The sequence below is a fragment of the Janthinobacterium psychrotolerans genome (assembly GCF_001677885.1).
Classification (GTDB): domain Bacteria; phylum Pseudomonadota; class Gammaproteobacteria; order Burkholderiales; family Burkholderiaceae_D; genus Janthinobacterium; species Janthinobacterium psychrotolerans.
The window spans coordinates 363657-377653 of sequence record NZ_LOCQ01000059.1 but is presented as its reverse complement, the minus strand read 5'-3'; the positions used below and the strand labels follow the sequence as shown (position 1 = coordinate 377653).

The following is a 13997-nucleotide window of genomic DNA, read 5'->3' as shown; positions in this document are numbered from 1 at the left end:
CGCGCGACCGCACCGGCCAAACCATCGATTTCGTCGCCGGCATGGGCCAGCTGACCAAGGCCACACTGCACGCCTGCCTGCCGCCGGTGATCGACCGTGACATTTTATTGGTCAGCGATGGCCATCCGGCCTATCCCGCTTTTGCCAGGGAGATCGGCATCGAGCATGCGTCCGTTAACTTGCGCGCTGGCATTCGCGTACGCGGCACGGTGCATGTGCAGAATGTCAACGCCTATCACAGCCGGCTGCGTGGCTGGCTGCGTGCGTTTCATGGCGTGGCCACGCGCTACCTGCCCAACTACCTGGGTTGGCGCTGGATCCTGGACGCCAAAAGAATATTGTCCCCCGAAAGCTTGCTCAGGGCCACTTTGGGGACGTTCCCACATTTGATGGTGACATAGCCAAATAAAACCCGGCACATGGCCGGGTTCGGTAACTTCAAAAATTTCCTTGCCGCAATCAGCGCCGATTGGTCTTCATGGCCGCCTGTACTTCGCGCGCGCCATCGCGATCGCGCTCGGTCGCGCGCTTGTCGTGCTGCTTCTTGCCCTTGGCCAGGCCGATTTCGCACTTCACGCGGCCACCCTTGTAGTGCAGGTTGAGCGGCACCAGGGTGAAGCCGGAACGTTCGACCTTGCCGATCAGTTTGTCCATTTCGGCGCGGTGCAGCAGCAGCTTGCGCGTGCGCACCGCTTCCGGGTGGATATGGGTGGAGGCGGTCGGCAGTGCGCTGATGTGCGCGCCGAACAGGAACAGCTCATCGCCGCGGACGACGACATAGGCTTCCTTGATTTGTACGCGGGCGTCGCGGATGGCCTTGACTTCCCAGCCTTCGAGCACGATGCCGGCTTCGTAGCGATCCTCGATGAAGTAGTCGTGGAATGCTTTTCTGTTGTCTGCTATGGTCATGAGAATGGTAAATGTGCGCGGGTCGGTTAAACTACTGTCTCGCGCAAGCGCGATAAAATCCAAATGTATCCAACATCATAGCAAATGGTTCTTCAATGGCAGTAGTACATAAATCAGTTTTTCTCGGCTACAGCGCCGAACAAATGTTCGCGCTGGTGGCGGCGGTAGAGGATTATCCCAAATTCCTGCCCTGGTGCGGCGCGGTCGAGATACGCGAGCGCGGCGAGAACTCCGTCGTCGCCAGCGTGGGCATACAGTACCACGGCGTGCGTCAAAGCTTCACCACGTCCAACGAGAACGTGCCGTTCAGCTCCATCAAGATGAAGCTGGTCGACGGCCCCTTCAAGACCCTCGATGGCGTGTGGACCTTCAAGGCCCTGCGTGAAGACGCCTGCAAGATCGAGCTCGACCTGCGCTACGAGTTTTCCAGCCGCGTGATCGAGCAGATCATCGGCCCCGTGTTCGGCATGATTGCCAACAGCATGGTCGATTCCTTCTGCAAGCGCGCCGAGACTGTCTATGGCGGCGCCTGAGTCCATCGCGGTGCAGGTCTGTTACGCGCTGCCCGATGCGGCCTTCCTGCGCGCCTTGAGCCTGCCTGAGGGCAGCACCGTACGGCAGGCGATCGAGCACAGCGGCTTGTTGCAGCGGTATCCCGAGATCGACCTGGGCGTCAATATGGTCGGCATCTACGGCAAGAAGAAAACCCTCGATACGGTCTTGCGGCCCCAGGACCGGGTGGAAGTCTACCGGCCCCTGCAGGCAGACCCGAAAGAGGCGCGCCGGCGCCGTGCCGGCGGCAAGGCCGGCAAAGCTTAATTGTCGAGTGCGCCCGCGCGCAGCTGCAAGCCCAGCGCGCGCGTTACCTTCAGAATCGTCGCAAAGCCCGGATTGCCTTCGCCGGACAGTGCCTTGTACAGGCTCTCGCGGCCCAGGGCCGTATCCCTGGCCAGCTGCGTCATGCCGCGTGCTTTCCCAATATTGCCCAACGCTTCAAGTACCATGGGAGCGTCCCGGAAGGTGAGTGCAATCAGTGTAAAAGAGCGTTCAAGGGCAAAAAGCGTGGGCGGAACCTGGGCGAAATCTGGCTGAAAACGCAGTTTTTTCTGTCTTTCTCGCTCACATTGTAAACATGGTGCCTCCCGATGACGGTAGACCTTTTCAAAGGTTCAAGACAAGCGCTGGCGGATTCTGTATAATCTGCTTTTGCGCCAATAGGAAATGCTATGCGTCTACTTCAAAAAGCACTCACATTCGATGACGTGCTGCTCGTCCCAGCCTACTCCAACGTTCTGCCCGCCGATACGTCCCTCAAAACTCGTCTTACTCGCAATATCACCCTGAATATTCCCTTGCTGTCCGCAGCCATGGACACGGTGACGGAAGCCCGTCTGGCGATCGCGATGGCCCAGGAAGGCGGCATCGGCATCATCCACAAGAACTTGAACCCGAAAGACCAGGCCCGTGAAGTAGCCCGCGTCAAGCGTTTCGAAGCCGGCGTGCTGCGCGATCCGATCACGATCCCGCCTGAAATGAAGATCCGCGACGTGATCGCCCTGACCGAGCAATATGGCATCAGCGGTTTCCCGGTGGTCGAAGGCAAGGTCGTGGTCGGCATCATCACCAACCGCGATTTGCGCTTTGAACAGGAACTGGACGCCGAAGCCCGCGCCAAGATGACCCCGCGCGAAAAGCTCGTGTACGTTACCGAAGACGCCGACCGCGACGAAGCCAAGCGCCTGATGAACAAGCACCGCCTCGAGCGCGTGCTGGTCGTCAACGACGCGTTCGAGCTGCGCGGCCTGATCACCGTCAAGGATATCCAGAAGTCGACTTCGCACCCGTTCGCGTCGAAAGACAGCCAGGGCAAGCTGCTGGTCGGCGCCGCCGTCGGCGTGGGCGCCAAGGATGAAGAACGGATCGACCTGCTGGTCGCCGCCGGTGTCGACGTGCTGGTGGTCGATACGGCCCACGGCCACTCGCAAGGCATCCTCGACCGCGTAAAGTGGATCAAGACCAAGTATCCGCAAGTCGAAGTTATCGGCGGCAATATCGCCACCGCGGCTGCCGCCAAGGCGCTGGTCGAATACGGTGCTGACGCCGTCAAGGTCGGCATCGGTCCTGGCTCGATCTGCACCACGCGTATCGTCGCCGGTGTCGGCGTGCCGCAAATCACCGCCATTTCGAACGTGGCCGAAGCACTGGCCGGCACGGGCGTGCCCTGTATCGCCGACGGCGGCATCCGCTTCTCGGGCGATATTTCGAAAGCACTGGCCGCTGGCGCCTCGACCGTCATGATGGGTTCGATGTTTGCCGGTACTGAAGAAGCACCGGGTGAAGTGATCCTGTACCAGGGCCGTTCGTACAAATCGTACCGCGGCATGGGTTCGCTGGGCGCCATGTCCGACGGTTCGGCCGACCGCTACTTCCAGGACGCCACCATGAAGGCCGACAAGTTCGTGCCTGAAGGTATCGAAGGCCGCGTTGCCTACAAGGGCAGCGTGCTGGCGATCATCTTCCAGCTGGTGGGCGGCGTGCGTCAATCGATGGGTTACTGCGGTTGCGCCACCATCGACGAACTGCGCGAGAAAGCGGAATTCGTGGAGATCACCTCGGCCGGCATGCGCGAATCGCATGTCCATGATGTGCAGATCACCAAGGAAGCGCCGAATTACCGTTCCGAGTAACTAGCGACAATCAGACCGGCGCCCAGTGCGCCGGTCTTGCAATTGAACCCAGATAAAGTCATCCACCATGCACTCAAAAATCCTCATTCTCGATTTCGGCTCCCAAGTCACCCAGCTGATCGCCCGCCGCGTGCGCGATTCCGGCGTGTTCTCCGAAGTGTTTCCGTACGACGTCAGCGAAGAATTCGTGCGCAACTATGGCGCGGCCGGCGTGATCCTGTCGGGCAGCCATAACTCCACCTTGGAAGGCGACTCGCCACGCGCGCCGCAAGCCGTGTTCGAGCTGGGCGTGCCGGTACTCGGCATCTGCTACGGCATGCAGACCATGGCGGCCCAGCTGGGCGGCAAGGTTGAAAACGGCCTGGTGCGCGAATTCGGCTATGCCGAGGTGCGCGCCCGCAGCCATACCAAATTGTTGAACGGCATTGCCGACTTCGTCACCGACGAAGGCCACGGCATGCTGAAAGTGTGGATGAGCCACGGCGACAAAGTGCTGGAAATGCCGCAAGGCTTCAAGCTGATGGGCAATACCCCGAGCTGCCCGATCGCCGCGATGGCCGATGAAGAGCGCCAGTTCTACGGCGTGCAGTTCCACCCGGAAGTGACGCACACGGTGCAGGGCAAGGCCATGATCGGCCGCTTCGTGCATGAAATCTGCGGCTGCAAGTCGGACTGGAACATGCCCGACTACATCAGCGAAGCGGTTGAAAAAATCCGCGCGCAAGTCGGTACCGATGATGTCATCCTGGGCCTGTCCGGCGGTGTCGATTCGTCCGTGGCCGCCGCCCTGATCCACCGCGCCATCGGCGACCAGCTGACATGTGTCTTTGTCGACCACGGCCTGCTGCGCCTGGACGAGGGCAAGATGGTGATGGACATGTTCGCCAAGAACCTGGGCGTCAAAGTCATCCGCGTCGATGCCGAAGAGCAGTTCATGGGCCACCTGGCCGGCGTCACCGATCCCGAGCAGAAGCGCAAGATCATCGGCCGCGAATTCGTCGAAGTATTCCAGGTCGAATCGGGCAAGCTGGTCAACGCCAAATGGCTGGCGCAAGGCACCATCTACCCGGACGTGATCGAGTCGGCCGGCAAGGGCAAGAAAGGCCAGACCATCAAGAGCCACCACAACGTGGGCGGCCTGCCGGACACGATGAAGCTGAAGCTGCTGGAGCCGCTGCGCGAACTGTTCAAGGACGAAGTACGCAAGCTGGGCGTGGCTTTGGGCCTGCCGCACGACATGGTGTACCGCCACCCGTTCCCGGGCCCTGGCCTGGGCGTGCGCATCCTCGGCGAAGTCAAGAAAGACTATGCCGACCTGCTGCGCCGCGCCGACGCCATCTTCATCGAAGAGCTGCGCAACACGCCGTACGAGCCGGTGGTGGTGCCAGGCTTCGACCAGGACAGCGTGCCGACCAACTGGTACGAAGCGACCAGCCAGGCCTTCGCCGTGTTTCTGCCCGTCAAATCGGTCGGCGTGATGGGCGACGGCCGCACCTACGAATGGGTGGTGGCGCTGCGCGCCGTGCAAACCCAGGACTTCATGACCGCGCACTGGGCGCACCTGCCGCACGCGCTGCTGGGCAAGGTGTCGAACCGCATCATCAATGAAGTGCGTGGCATCAACCGCGTGGTCTACGATATTTCAGGCAAGCCGCCGGCGACGATCGAGTGGGAATGATCTCCCATCCGGCAGCCGCTGGCACAGCCGGGTAGGACGATCAACACAAACCCCTGATTTTTCAGGGGTTTTTTCATTTTGGGACGCATTGTCAGGCAACCTCAGGTAACGCCGAGCAGGTTCTTTTGATGGTACTCAAGATGGTATGGCGTGCCCGGGATGATGCTGTGGAGATATGTATACCGTCAGGCGCGTTCAGGGCCTTGATGGTATACCTGATGGTATACGGCGCGATAAGTCCTTGTTTTTATTGGCTTTTCCAAGTTTCGGAAACGCCGGAATGGTTGATGGTACTTTTGCCGGCTTTCGTGCCATTCATGCGCTGGAAGCGGCGTCTAAAATCGCATGCAAGCTACTGATTTTATTGATTATTTCTTTGGTGTGATGGTATACGTTTGGAGGTAAATATGCTGACAGATGCAAAGCTCAAAAAATATCAAGGGCACCGGGCAGCCCTCGCAGGCGGCAATGGGCGTGAGGCAACCGAAGGCAGGCTGGTCGTCCAGCAGCACGGTGCAGGCGCCGCATTGTCCAAGGCCGCAGCCAACTTGGCGCATTGAGCGCGAGCTGGTTACGCAGCGCGTACAGCAAGGGGGGGCGAGGGATCAATGTCCAGGGATCTTGGTAATGCGATGGCCAGCGTCCGGCCATGCGGGACGCTTGCCGATGTCGGCGCGGATATAGGCGGCGATGCTGGCTAGCTGCCCGTCGGTCAGCGTTTCGGCGAATGGCGGCATGTAGGTCGATTGCCCCATATGCGTCCAGGGCAGGCCGTTGAGCACGGTTTGAATCAGGTTGTCGGGGCGTTCTCCGACCACCGCGCTGCTCAGTACCAGCGACGGCCGGCCGCCGGTCGCCATCTTCGGCCGACCAGCCATGGCGCGGGTACAGCAGGTTCCAGCCGGCCAGTAGCGGACGGAAGCCGAGCGTGAAGGTCAGCTGGTTGGGCGGCGCCGCGGCGATGACCGGCGTGCGCGTCCTCGATATCCTGGTTGGACATGCGCGTGTAGTGGATGTACGGAAAAGCCGGATACAGCAGGTGGCCGTCGCGCGATACCCCGCGCCGCAGCGCCCGCGTGAACGCCGCCAGCGGCCAGCTGCCGATGCCGCTGGCGGCATCGGGCGTGATATTGGTCGTGTAGATGGTGCCGAGCGGCGTGCCGAGTGGCAGGCCGCCAGCGAAGGACGCCCCGCCCTTGGCGGTGTGGCATACCATGCAGTCGCCCTGGGCCACCACGCGGGCGCCGCGCGCCACCGCCTGCGAGGCGAACTGGCTGGCGGCGGGCGTGGCGATGGGGGTGATGGCCGGCTCCAGCATGCACGCCGCTGCCGCAGTGGCCGCCGCAGCCAGCAGCGCACCGCCCCAGAGCAACGTTCTCTTGTGTTTCATGTGCGCTCTTTGGAAAGATGAAATGTGGCGGGCGTAGTGCCTGAGGCCAATGGATAACGAATAACGTTGCAGTCGATATGTCACGCCCCTCTTAAGGCAGGGGGCGCACATTTGTTTCTTTGTATAAGACGAGGTATCATTTGGCGATACCTGCAGCTAACAAAGGATGGACCATGAGTTATACCGTTGACGCCGTGAGCAAGGCGATCGAGTTGTTGTTCCTGGTAGCCGAGGAGGGCGGGCATGGTGTGACCGAGCTGGCCAAGCGGTCCGGCAACACCAAGGCGCGTGCTTTCCGCCTGCTCACCACGCTGGAGGAGAGCGGCCTGGTGCGGCGACAGATGCCGATGGCAAGTTATAGCCTGGGCTATCGCGCCTTGATACTGGGCGGCGCCGCGCAAGCGCAGCTGAGCCTGATCCAGGTGGCAAACAATATGTTGGAAGGCATAGGCCGCGAGTGCAATGAAAGCGTGCTGGTGCGCATACGGGACGACGAGGAAACTGTCTGCGTCGCCTGGTGGGACGCGCCGCACGCCTTGCGCGTGCACAGCCAGCTCGGTGACCGTCGGCCGCTGTTTGCCGGCGCCTCCGGCAAGTTGCTGTTGGCGCATGCGCCCCAGGCACTGCAGGACAAGGTGCTGGAAGGCGCGCTGCCGCAGTTCACCCCCAACACCATTGTCGGGCGTTCGGCGCTGGCCAGCGAACTGCGCAAAATCCTTGAGGCCGGCTACAGTACCTCGTTTGCCGAGAAGAGCGCCGAGATGGTGGCGGTGGCCGCGCCGGTGCGCGACGTCAGCGGCGCGGTGGTGGCGTCGCTGTCGATGACGGCGCCGGCCAGCCGGGTGCCGCCGCAGAATCTGGATCAATACATTGCCATTCTGCAAGCGGCGGCCGGCCGTTTTTCCAGCGCCCTCGGTTACGTTCCTTCTTGAACTAACAGACCCGGCGGCGCCCACCGCCCGCCACCTGCCGCCATCGCAGTCTCCCACCCGCACCTGTCCGACCCGCCGCCCGCCGGTGGCGGCGACGCGTGGAAAAAATACCACACCGCATTATCCTTTGTTTGCCGCACGATTTCCATCGTGGTGCGCGGGCAGATGTGCGCGCGTTCCATGCACCATCCTCGTGCTGCCCCGCGCCAAAACAGGGCAAAAATGCCCTCGATTGGAACGTTCTAATTTCCGATTGCGTATCGTACAGCGATACTATATATTTTTCTATGAAACAGCGTTGACTGAGCGTGGCGTCCTGTTTACCATATCATCTGTCGTTACAGCATATCGACAGATGAAACAACGTGGCGTGGTAACCGAGCGTTTCAAAGACCGCCGCAAGGCGTTACATGGGATAAAAAATGAAAAAAACAGTATTCGCGCTGGTGTGTCTGGGACTGGGAGCAGTGGCAGGCATGGGGAGCGCGCAGGCCCAAAGCAATGTGCAGGTGTACGGGATCGCGACGGCGGGCCTGGGCTACGTTGACAAGGTGGTGACCGCGCCGGGCCAGACCGGCAGCCGGCTCGGCCTCGACTCCGGCCAGTACACGCAGTCGCGCCTGGGGTTCCGCGGCACCGAGGATCTCGGCGGCGGCCTCAAGGCGTCGTTTGTGATCGAGGGCGGGCTGACGCTGGACAACGGCGCCTCCGGCCAGGGTGGCGCCACGTTCGGCCGCCGCACCACCATCGGCCTGGAAGGCGCCTACGGCGACCTGCAACTGGGCCGCCGCAAGGATTACAGCGACTTCATCGCCCGGCAGTACTCGAGCGCCAGCCGCATGTTGCAATTTACCGGCAAGGCCCATGGCAACAATCTCGACCGTTCCACCGGCGAGCGCGCCAACAACATGGTGTACTACACCTCGCCCAAGCTGGCCGGACTCGAACTCAACCTGGTCTACGCATTCGGCGAGGTGGCCGGCTCCACCTCGACCGGGCAGTCGCTCGGCCTGGGCGCCAACTACGACACCGGCGGCCCGTTCGCGCTCGGCTTCGCGTACTGGCAGTCGAAAAAAGGCGCCACCGTCGGCGCCACCAACAGCAGCAGCGACCAGGGTAGCGCCAGCAATGCCGGCTGCAACACGGCAACACTGGGCGCGGCCGGCGACACCTGCGTCCAATCGCTGATGGTCGGCGGCCGCTACCGGGTTGGCGCCGGCGTGACGCTGCACGGCACCTGGTCGCTGGCCAGGCAACCGTTGATCAACGCCGGCGCCGGCGTCGCGCCGGCCTTCGCCACCAGCTTCAGCCAGAACGCCGGCAGCGGCGCCTTCACCGCCGGCGGCATCAACAATTCCCGCGTCAGCATCATCGACGCCGGGCTCGACTACAGCATCGGGTCCTGGTTGTTGAAAGCCGGCTTGATCCACTCGCGCTTCGAGTTCGTCCGCGCCCGCGACAAGGGCACGCTGACCGCGCCGCTGCTGGGCGCCGACTACATCCTCTCCAAGCGCACCCTGGTCTACGGCACGCTGGGCACGATGCGTGCCTCGCATATGTACAGCCCGGGCCTGACCGCGAATGGCGCGCCCGGCCTGGACAACCATCAAAACGCGCTGGGACTGGGCGTGCTGCACCGTTTCTAGGCTGCTTATATTCGCGGCGGTACTGCCGGTCCAGGCGGCGCCGCCGTTGGACCCTGCCGTGTCCTGGCAGGGGTTTTGCAGGGCATGTATTGTTTTTTTGACGAAGCACATTGGGGGTGGGGTGATGGGTAAATTAGCGCGCAAGTTGGCCGGCATGGCATGTCTGGCCGGCTGTCTGTTGGGCGGGGTGGTAACAATGGCGCGGGCGGCCGATCTGAACATCGGCTTCAAGGCCGAGGTGACGTCGGCCGATCCGCATGTGCTCAACGGCGCCAACCGCAACGTCTGGGGCCATGTGTACGACACGCTGGTCGAACAGGACCGCCAACTGCGGCCAACGCCCGGCCTGGCGCAAAGCTGGCGCCTGGTCAACCCGACCACCTGGGAATTCACGCTGCGTCCGAACGTGAAGTTTCATAACGGCGCGGCGTTGACGGCGGATGACGTCAAGTATTCCATCGTGCGCGCCATGCAGTTGCCGGGGCCGCGTACCTTCCGCTCCTATCTGCGCGACGTCGACAGCGTCAGCGTCAGCGTCAGCGCGCCGCTGACGCTGCAGGTCAAGACCAAGCGGGTCAGCCCGACCCTGCCGGAAAACCTGGGACTGGTGGCCATCTTGCCCAGGTCGCTGGGCGAGCACGTCGGCGAAGACAGTTTTGCCAGCGGCAAGGCGGCCATCGGCAGTGGTCCCTACAAGTTTTCCAGCTGGCTGCATGGCCAGAAGCTGGTGTTGACCAAGAACCCGGATTACTGGGGCGCCAAACAGCCTTGGGAGCATGTCACCCTGCAGTTCATCCCGCGCGAACCGGCGCGTGCCGCGGCCTTGCTGTCCGGTTCGGTTGACGTGATCAACGATGTCACCGCCAACATGGAGGCCGCGCTCAAGCGCTACGAGCTGGTGTCGGTCACCTCGTACATGCTGAACTATCTGGCGCTGGACCAGTTCCGCGACCGCTCGCCGTTCGTCAGGGCGGCCGACGGCACGCCGCTGGCCAAAAATCCGCTGAAGGACGCCAGGGTGCGGCAGGCGATGATGACTGCGATCAATCGCGACGGCATCATCCGCTTCCTGATGAAGGGCGACGCCACGGCCGCCGAGCAACTGGTGCCCAAGGGCTTCTTTGGCTACGAGAACGGCTTCAAGTTGCCCGCCTACGACCTGGCCAAGGCCAAGGCGCTGCTGGCCGAGGCCGGCTATCCGGCCGGCTTCCAGTTGACCGTCCATTGCACCAACAACCGCTACGTCAACGACGCCAGGCTGTGCGAGGCGGTGGCGCAGGTGTTTAGCCAGATCGGCATCAAGACCGAGGTGGCCACCATGCCGTACTCGGTGTTCCAGACGCGCGCTTTTGGCGGCGCCTCGGGCGAGTCCGAATTCAGCGTCTTCCTGGTCGGTAACGGCGCCGTCACCGGCGACACGCTCACCGCCCTGGTGTCGACCATCCATTCGGCCGACAAGGCCGCCGGTACCGGTGCCAGCAACTACGGCCGCTACCACAACAAGGAAGTCGACAGCCTGATCGACAAGGCCGCCGCCAACACCGACGAGCCGGCCCGCTTGCGCCAGCAGCAACAGGCCGCGCGCCTGGCGCTGGGCGACGGCGCCATCATTCCGCTGCTGCATCTGAACGCCTCCTGGGCGATGAAAAAGCAGTTGACCATGACGCCGCGCGCCGACGGCTTCACGATGGCGATGGATATCCATCCCAAATAACAGGCACAGCAGGCACCGGCGCGTCGGCATGGGGCTGGCGCGGCCGCGGTGCAATGGTCTAACCGAGGGTGGAGCAAAGCAATGGTTGAAATGCTGGTCAAGCGCGCGCTGCAAAGCGTGCTGGTGGTGATGGTCATGTCGGTGGTGGCCTTTGTTGGAATCAATCTGGTGGGCAATCCCGTGTACCTGTTGGTGGCGCCCGACGCCTCGTTCGAGGAAATCGCCCGCGCCACCCACGCGCTGGGCCTGGATCTGCCGCTGTATCAGCAGTACCTGCACTTCTTCAACAACGCCCTGCATGGCGATCTCGGCAACTCGTTCGTGTTCAACCGTCCGGCCATCGGCCTGATCTTCGAGCGCATGCCGGCCACCATGGAGCTGGCGGTGACGGCGCTGCTGCTGTCGGCGCTGATCGGCATCCCGCTGGGGCTGTGGTCGGGGCTGCGTCCCGGCAGCCGCCTGCACAAGTTCGCCATGGGCTTCTCGATCCTCGGCGTGACCATGCCGGTGTTCTGGCTGGGCCTGATCCTGATCCTGGTGTTCTCAGTCAACCTGGGCTGGCTGCCCTCGGGCGGGCGCGGGCCGACCAGTTCGTTGTTCGGCATCGAGGTCAGCTTCCTGAGCTGGGAAGGCCTGAAATACATTCTGTTGCCGGCCTCGACGCTGGCGCTGCACAACATCGCGCTGGTGATGCGCATGACCGAGGCCGGCACCCGCGAGGTGGCGGTGCAGGAGTACGTCAAGTTCGCCCGCGCCAAGGGCGTCGGCCCGCTGCGCCTGATGCTGCGCCATATCGCCCCGAACGTGATGATCCCGATCGTCACCCTGATGGGACTCGAGTTCGGCCACCTGATCGCCTTCTCGTTGATCACCGAAACCATTTTTGCCTGGCCCGGCATGGGCAAGCTGATCATCGACTCGGTGCTGCAGCTGGATCGGCCGGTGGTGGTGGCCTACCTGATGGTGGTGTTGTTGCTGTTTGTGTTGATCAATTTCGTGGTTGACGTGCTGTACCTGGTGCTCGACCCGCGCCTGCGCACCCGCCAGGCCTGACCGGCCGCGCAGGCACCACCCACTGGCTTCCCGCGCGCGGGAGCCGCTCCCGAATCGCGGCCTGGTCCGCTTTGATGAAAATGACGATGAACGATATTGAATCCCGCCTGCCGGCGCCGCCGGAAACCCCGCTGGCGCTGCCTGAAACGCCGTGGCGTCTGCTGTTGCGGCGCTACCTGAAAAGCCGCACCGGCGCCATCGCCGCGTTGCTGCTGCTGGTGCTGATCGTGGCGGCGGTCGGAGCGCCGCTGTTCGCGCCGCAGGACCCGTACGACCTGACCAAGGTGTCGATCATGGAGGCCGAGCACGCGCCGGGCACGCGCAGCAGCGACCAGGGCATGACCTACCTGCTGGGCACGGACGGCGCCGGCCGCGACATGTTCAGCGCCATTCTGTATGGCCTGCGCATCAGCCTGGGCATCGGCGTCGCCAGCGCGCTGGTGGCGCTGGCCATCGGCACCGCCGTCGGCCTGCTGGCGGCCTACGCCGGCGGCAAGACCGACGCCATCCTGATGCGCCTGGTCGACGTCCAGCTCAGCGTGCCGACCATCCTGGTGGCGCTGGTGCTGCTGGCGGTGCTGGGGCAGGGTGTCGACAAGACCCTGATGGCGCTGGTGCTGGTGCAATGGGCGATCTTTGCCCGCAACGTGCGCGGCGCGGCGCTGGTCGAGCGCGGCAAGGACTATGTCGAGGCGGCGCTCGGCCAGGGCTTGCCGGCGCACCGCATCATGTTGCGCCACGTGCTGCCCAACTGCATGGCGCCGGTGATCGTCACCACCACCAACCAGATGGCCAGCGCCATCACGCTGGAGGCGACCATGAGTTTCCTCGGCATCGGCCTGCCGCAGACCAAGCCCTCGCTTGGCCTGCTCATTTCCAACGGCTTTGACTACATGCTCTCGAACCAATACTGGATCAGCGTGTTTCCCGGCTTGGCGCTGGTGCTGCTGGTGGTTTCGATCAGCCTGATCGGCGACCGCCTGCGCATCGCGCTCAACCCCAAGCTTGACGCATAGAAGGACATCACATGGCACTACTGGAAGTCAAACAACTCGTGACCGAGTTCCACACCGACGACGGCGTGGCCCGCGCGCTCGACCATGTCTCGTTCAGCCTGGAGCGCGGCAAGGTGCTCGGCATTGTCGGCGAATCGGGATCGGGCAAGTCGGTCACCGCGTTCTCGCTGATGAACCTGGTCGAAAAGCCGGGCCGCGTCAGCGGCGGCGAAATCCTGTTCAAGGGCGAGGATTTGCGCCTGGCCTCGGCCAAGCGCTGGGGCCAGCTGCGCGGCGACCGCATCGCCATGGTGTTTCAGGACCCGATGATGTCGCTCAACCCGGTGATGCGGATCGGCGCCCAGCTGGCCGAAACCGTCGCCATCCACAGCAAGGCGACGCGCGCCGAGATCGAGCAACGGGTGTTCGAGGCCTTGCAGCGGGTCGGCATTCCGGCGCCGCGCGAGCGCATGCGCGCCTATCCGCACGAGCTGTCAGGCGGCATGCGCCAGCGCGTGGCGATTGCCAACGCCATCATCAACCGGCCCGACCTGATCATCGCCGACGAGCCCACCACGGCGCTCGACGTCACCATCCAGGCGCAGATTTTGTATGAGATGAAACAACTGGCGCGCGCCAGCGGCACCGCGCTGATCTGGATCACGCACGACATCAGCGTGGTCAAGGACCTGGCCGACGAGGTGTGCGTGATGTATGCCGGGCGCATCATCGAACGCGGCCCGGTGGCCCAGATCATCCACGCGCCGCGCCATCCCTACACCCGCGGCCTGCTCGACGCGCTGCCGCGCGCCGGCAGTCCCGGCAAGCGCCTGTACGCAATTCCCGGCGCCACGCCGCCGCTGCTGGCGCTGCCGCCGGGCTGCGCGTTCGCGCCGCGCTGCGGCCACGCCACCCGCGCCTGCACCGCCATTCCACCGGTCTTCGAGCAAGGCGGGCGCGAGCACCGCTGCTTCTTTCCTTTAGGTTGAACAC

Annotated in this window: 16 protein-coding genes and 1 pseudogene; 12 read left to right on the top strand and 5 right to left on the bottom strand. The window is 63.3% G+C overall.

The features are described 5' to 3' along the window. The coding region (locus ASR47_RS20160) for an IS1595 family transposase (protein ID WP_150127887.1) at positions 1 to 401 on the top strand (401 nt) is incomplete at its 5' end. Between the two features lie 58 nt (positions 402 to 459). On the opposite strand, the gene smpB is transcribed toward ASR47_RS20160, so the two are convergent. After that, complete coding sequence (gene smpB / locus ASR47_RS20155) at positions 460 to 909, bottom strand: SsrA-binding protein SmpB (RefSeq protein ID WP_065309555.1); 450 nt, start codon at positions 907 to 909, stop codon at positions 460 to 462. A 95-nt stretch (positions 910 to 1004) separates the two neighbouring features. Between smpB and ASR47_RS20150 the strand changes: the two genes are divergently transcribed. Together ASR47_RS20150 and ASR47_RS20145 are read left to right on the top strand one after the other, a co-directional pair. After that, entirely contained in the window at positions 1005 to 1442 is a 438-nt protein-coding gene (locus tag ASR47_RS20150; protein WP_065309554.1) for a type II toxin-antitoxin system RatA family toxin, read from the top strand. Continuing rightward, positions 1429 to 1728: an RnfH family protein gene (locus ASR47_RS20145; protein ID WP_065309553.1), complete on the top strand. Its 300-nt coding sequence runs from the start codon at positions 1429 to 1431 to the stop codon at positions 1726 to 1728. The genes ASR47_RS20150 and ASR47_RS20145 overlap by 14 nt, the downstream gene beginning before the upstream one ends. Here the strand turns inward: ASR47_RS20145 and ASR47_RS20140 are convergent. Next, the gene (locus tag ASR47_RS20140) at positions 1725 to 1940 is read right to left on the bottom strand and encodes an addiction module antidote protein (protein WP_425402750.1); all 216 of its coding nucleotides are present in this window, start codon (positions 1938 to 1940) and stop codon (positions 1725 to 1727) included. The genes ASR47_RS20145 and ASR47_RS20140 overlap by 4 nt on opposite strands. Before the next feature lie 195 nt (positions 1941 to 2135). Between ASR47_RS20140 and guaB the strand changes: the two genes are divergently transcribed. From guaB to ASR47_RS27160, 3 genes are all read left to right on the top strand, one after another. After that, on the top strand, positions 2136 to 3596 hold the full coding sequence (gene guaB / locus ASR47_RS20135; RefSeq protein ID WP_065309551.1) for an IMP dehydrogenase: 1461 nt from the start codon (positions 2136 to 2138) through the stop codon (positions 3594 to 3596). A gap of 67 nt (positions 3597 to 3663) precedes the next feature. Next, complete coding sequence (gene guaA / locus ASR47_RS20130; RefSeq protein WP_065309550.1) at positions 3664 to 5274, top strand: glutamine-hydrolyzing GMP synthase; 1611 nt, start codon at positions 3664 to 3666, stop codon at positions 5272 to 5274. A gap of 175 nt (positions 5275 to 5449) precedes the next feature. After that, positions 5450 to 5659 (top strand): hypothetical protein, encoded by a 210-nt coding sequence (locus tag ASR47_RS27160; RefSeq protein ID WP_150127886.1) that lies wholly within the window; start codon positions 5450 to 5452, stop codon positions 5657 to 5659. Positions 5660 to 5735: 76 nt separating this feature from the next. On the opposite strand, the pseudogene ASR47_RS28065 reads toward ASR47_RS27160, so the two are convergent. The 3 genes and pseudogenes from ASR47_RS28065 to ASR47_RS28055 all read right to left on the bottom strand — a co-directional run. After that, positions 5736 to 5914 (bottom strand): annotated as a pseudogene (locus ASR47_RS28065) (2Fe-2S iron-sulfur cluster-binding protein); the annotation flags it as partial. After that, the gene (locus ASR47_RS28060; protein WP_065309549.1) at positions 5880 to 6134 is read right to left on the bottom strand and encodes a c-type cytochrome; all 255 of its coding nucleotides are present in this window, start codon (positions 6132 to 6134) and stop codon (positions 5880 to 5882) included. The pseudogene ASR47_RS28065 and the gene ASR47_RS28060, both read right to left, overlap by 35 nt. Next, positions 6101 to 6664 carry a hypothetical protein gene (locus tag ASR47_RS28055; RefSeq protein WP_425402748.1) on the bottom strand — a complete coding sequence of 188 codons (564 nt, stop codon included), beginning with the start codon at positions 6662 to 6664 and terminating at the stop codon, positions 6101 to 6103. The genes ASR47_RS28060 and ASR47_RS28055 overlap by 34 nt, the downstream gene beginning before the upstream one ends. Before the next feature lie 173 nt (positions 6665 to 6837). Here ASR47_RS28055 and ASR47_RS20115 point away from each other — a divergent pair, with 173 nt between their 5' ends. The 6 genes from ASR47_RS20115 to ASR47_RS20090 all read left to right on the top strand — a co-directional run bounded on the left by ASR47_RS20115 (position 6838) and on the right by ASR47_RS20090 (position 13993). Next, positions 6838 to 7596: an IclR family transcriptional regulator gene (locus tag ASR47_RS20115; protein WP_065309547.1), complete on the top strand. Its 759-nt coding sequence runs from the start codon at positions 6838 to 6840 to the stop codon at positions 7594 to 7596. Positions 7597 to 8018: 422 nt separating this feature from the next. Continuing rightward, complete coding sequence (locus ASR47_RS20110; RefSeq protein WP_065309546.1) at positions 8019 to 9242, top strand: porin; 1224 nt, start codon at positions 8019 to 8021, stop codon at positions 9240 to 9242. 124 nt (positions 9243 to 9366) lie between these two features. Beyond that, positions 9367 to 10956, top strand: a complete 1590-nt coding sequence (locus tag ASR47_RS20105; protein ID WP_065309545.1) for an ABC transporter substrate-binding protein — start codon at positions 9367 to 9369, stop codon at positions 10954 to 10956. An 81-nt stretch (positions 10957 to 11037) separates the two neighbouring features. Continuing rightward, a complete protein-coding gene (locus ASR47_RS20100) occupies positions 11038 to 12009 on the top strand; it encodes an ABC transporter permease (protein WP_065309544.1) in 972 nt (323 codons plus the stop codon). An 80-nt stretch (positions 12010 to 12089) separates the two neighbouring features. Next, the gene (locus ASR47_RS20095; protein ID WP_065309543.1) at positions 12090 to 13025 is read left to right on the top strand and encodes an ABC transporter permease; all 936 of its coding nucleotides are present in this window, start codon (positions 12090 to 12092) and stop codon (positions 13023 to 13025) included. A gap of 11 nt (positions 13026 to 13036) precedes the next feature. Then, positions 13037 to 13993, top strand: a complete 957-nt coding sequence (locus tag ASR47_RS20090; protein ID WP_065309542.1) for an ABC transporter ATP-binding protein — start codon at positions 13037 to 13039, stop codon at positions 13991 to 13993. Positions 13994 to 13997 lie beyond the last annotated feature (4 nt).

Excerpts from the sequence above, each read along its gene's own strand:
- smpB (WP_065309555.1), bottom strand. The coding sequence starts at position 909 with ATGACCATAGCAGACAACAGAAAAGCATTCCACGACTACTTCATCGAG.
- ASR47_RS20150 (WP_065309554.1), top strand. The coding sequence starts at position 1,005 with ATGGCAGTAGTACATAAATCAGTTTTTCTCGGCTACAGCGCCGAACAA.
- ASR47_RS20145 (WP_065309553.1), top strand. The coding sequence starts at position 1,429 with ATGGCGGCGCCTGAGTCCATCGCGGTGCAGGTCTGTTACGCGCTGCCC.
- guaB (WP_065309551.1), top strand. The coding sequence starts at position 2,136 with ATGCGTCTACTTCAAAAAGCACTCACATTCGATGACGTGCTGCTCGTC.
- guaA (WP_065309550.1), top strand. The coding sequence starts at position 3,664 with ATGCACTCAAAAATCCTCATTCTCGATTTCGGCTCCCAAGTCACCCAG.
- ASR47_RS27160 (WP_150127886.1), top strand. The coding sequence starts at position 5,450 with ATGTATACCGTCAGGCGCGTTCAGGGCCTTGATGGTATACCTGATGGT.
- ASR47_RS28060 (WP_065309549.1), bottom strand. The coding sequence starts at position 6,134 with ATGGCGACCGGCGGCCGGCCGTCGCTGGTACTGAGCAGCGCGGTGGTC.
- ASR47_RS28055 (WP_425402748.1), bottom strand. The coding sequence starts at position 6,664 with ATGAAACACAAGAGAACGTTGCTCTGGGGCGGTGCGCTGCTGGCTGCG.
- ASR47_RS20115 (WP_065309547.1), top strand. The coding sequence starts at position 6,838 with ATGAGTTATACCGTTGACGCCGTGAGCAAGGCGATCGAGTTGTTGTTC.
- ASR47_RS20110 (WP_065309546.1), top strand. The coding sequence starts at position 8,019 with ATGAAAAAAACAGTATTCGCGCTGGTGTGTCTGGGACTGGGAGCAGTG.
- ASR47_RS20105 (WP_065309545.1), top strand. The coding sequence starts at position 9,367 with ATGGGTAAATTAGCGCGCAAGTTGGCCGGCATGGCATGTCTGGCCGGC.
- ASR47_RS20100 (WP_065309544.1), top strand. The coding sequence starts at position 11,038 with ATGGTTGAAATGCTGGTCAAGCGCGCGCTGCAAAGCGTGCTGGTGGTG.
- ASR47_RS20095 (WP_065309543.1), top strand. The coding sequence starts at position 12,090 with ATGACGATGAACGATATTGAATCCCGCCTGCCGGCGCCGCCGGAAACC.
- ASR47_RS20090 (WP_065309542.1), top strand. The coding sequence starts at position 13,037 with ATGGCACTACTGGAAGTCAAACAACTCGTGACCGAGTTCCACACCGAC.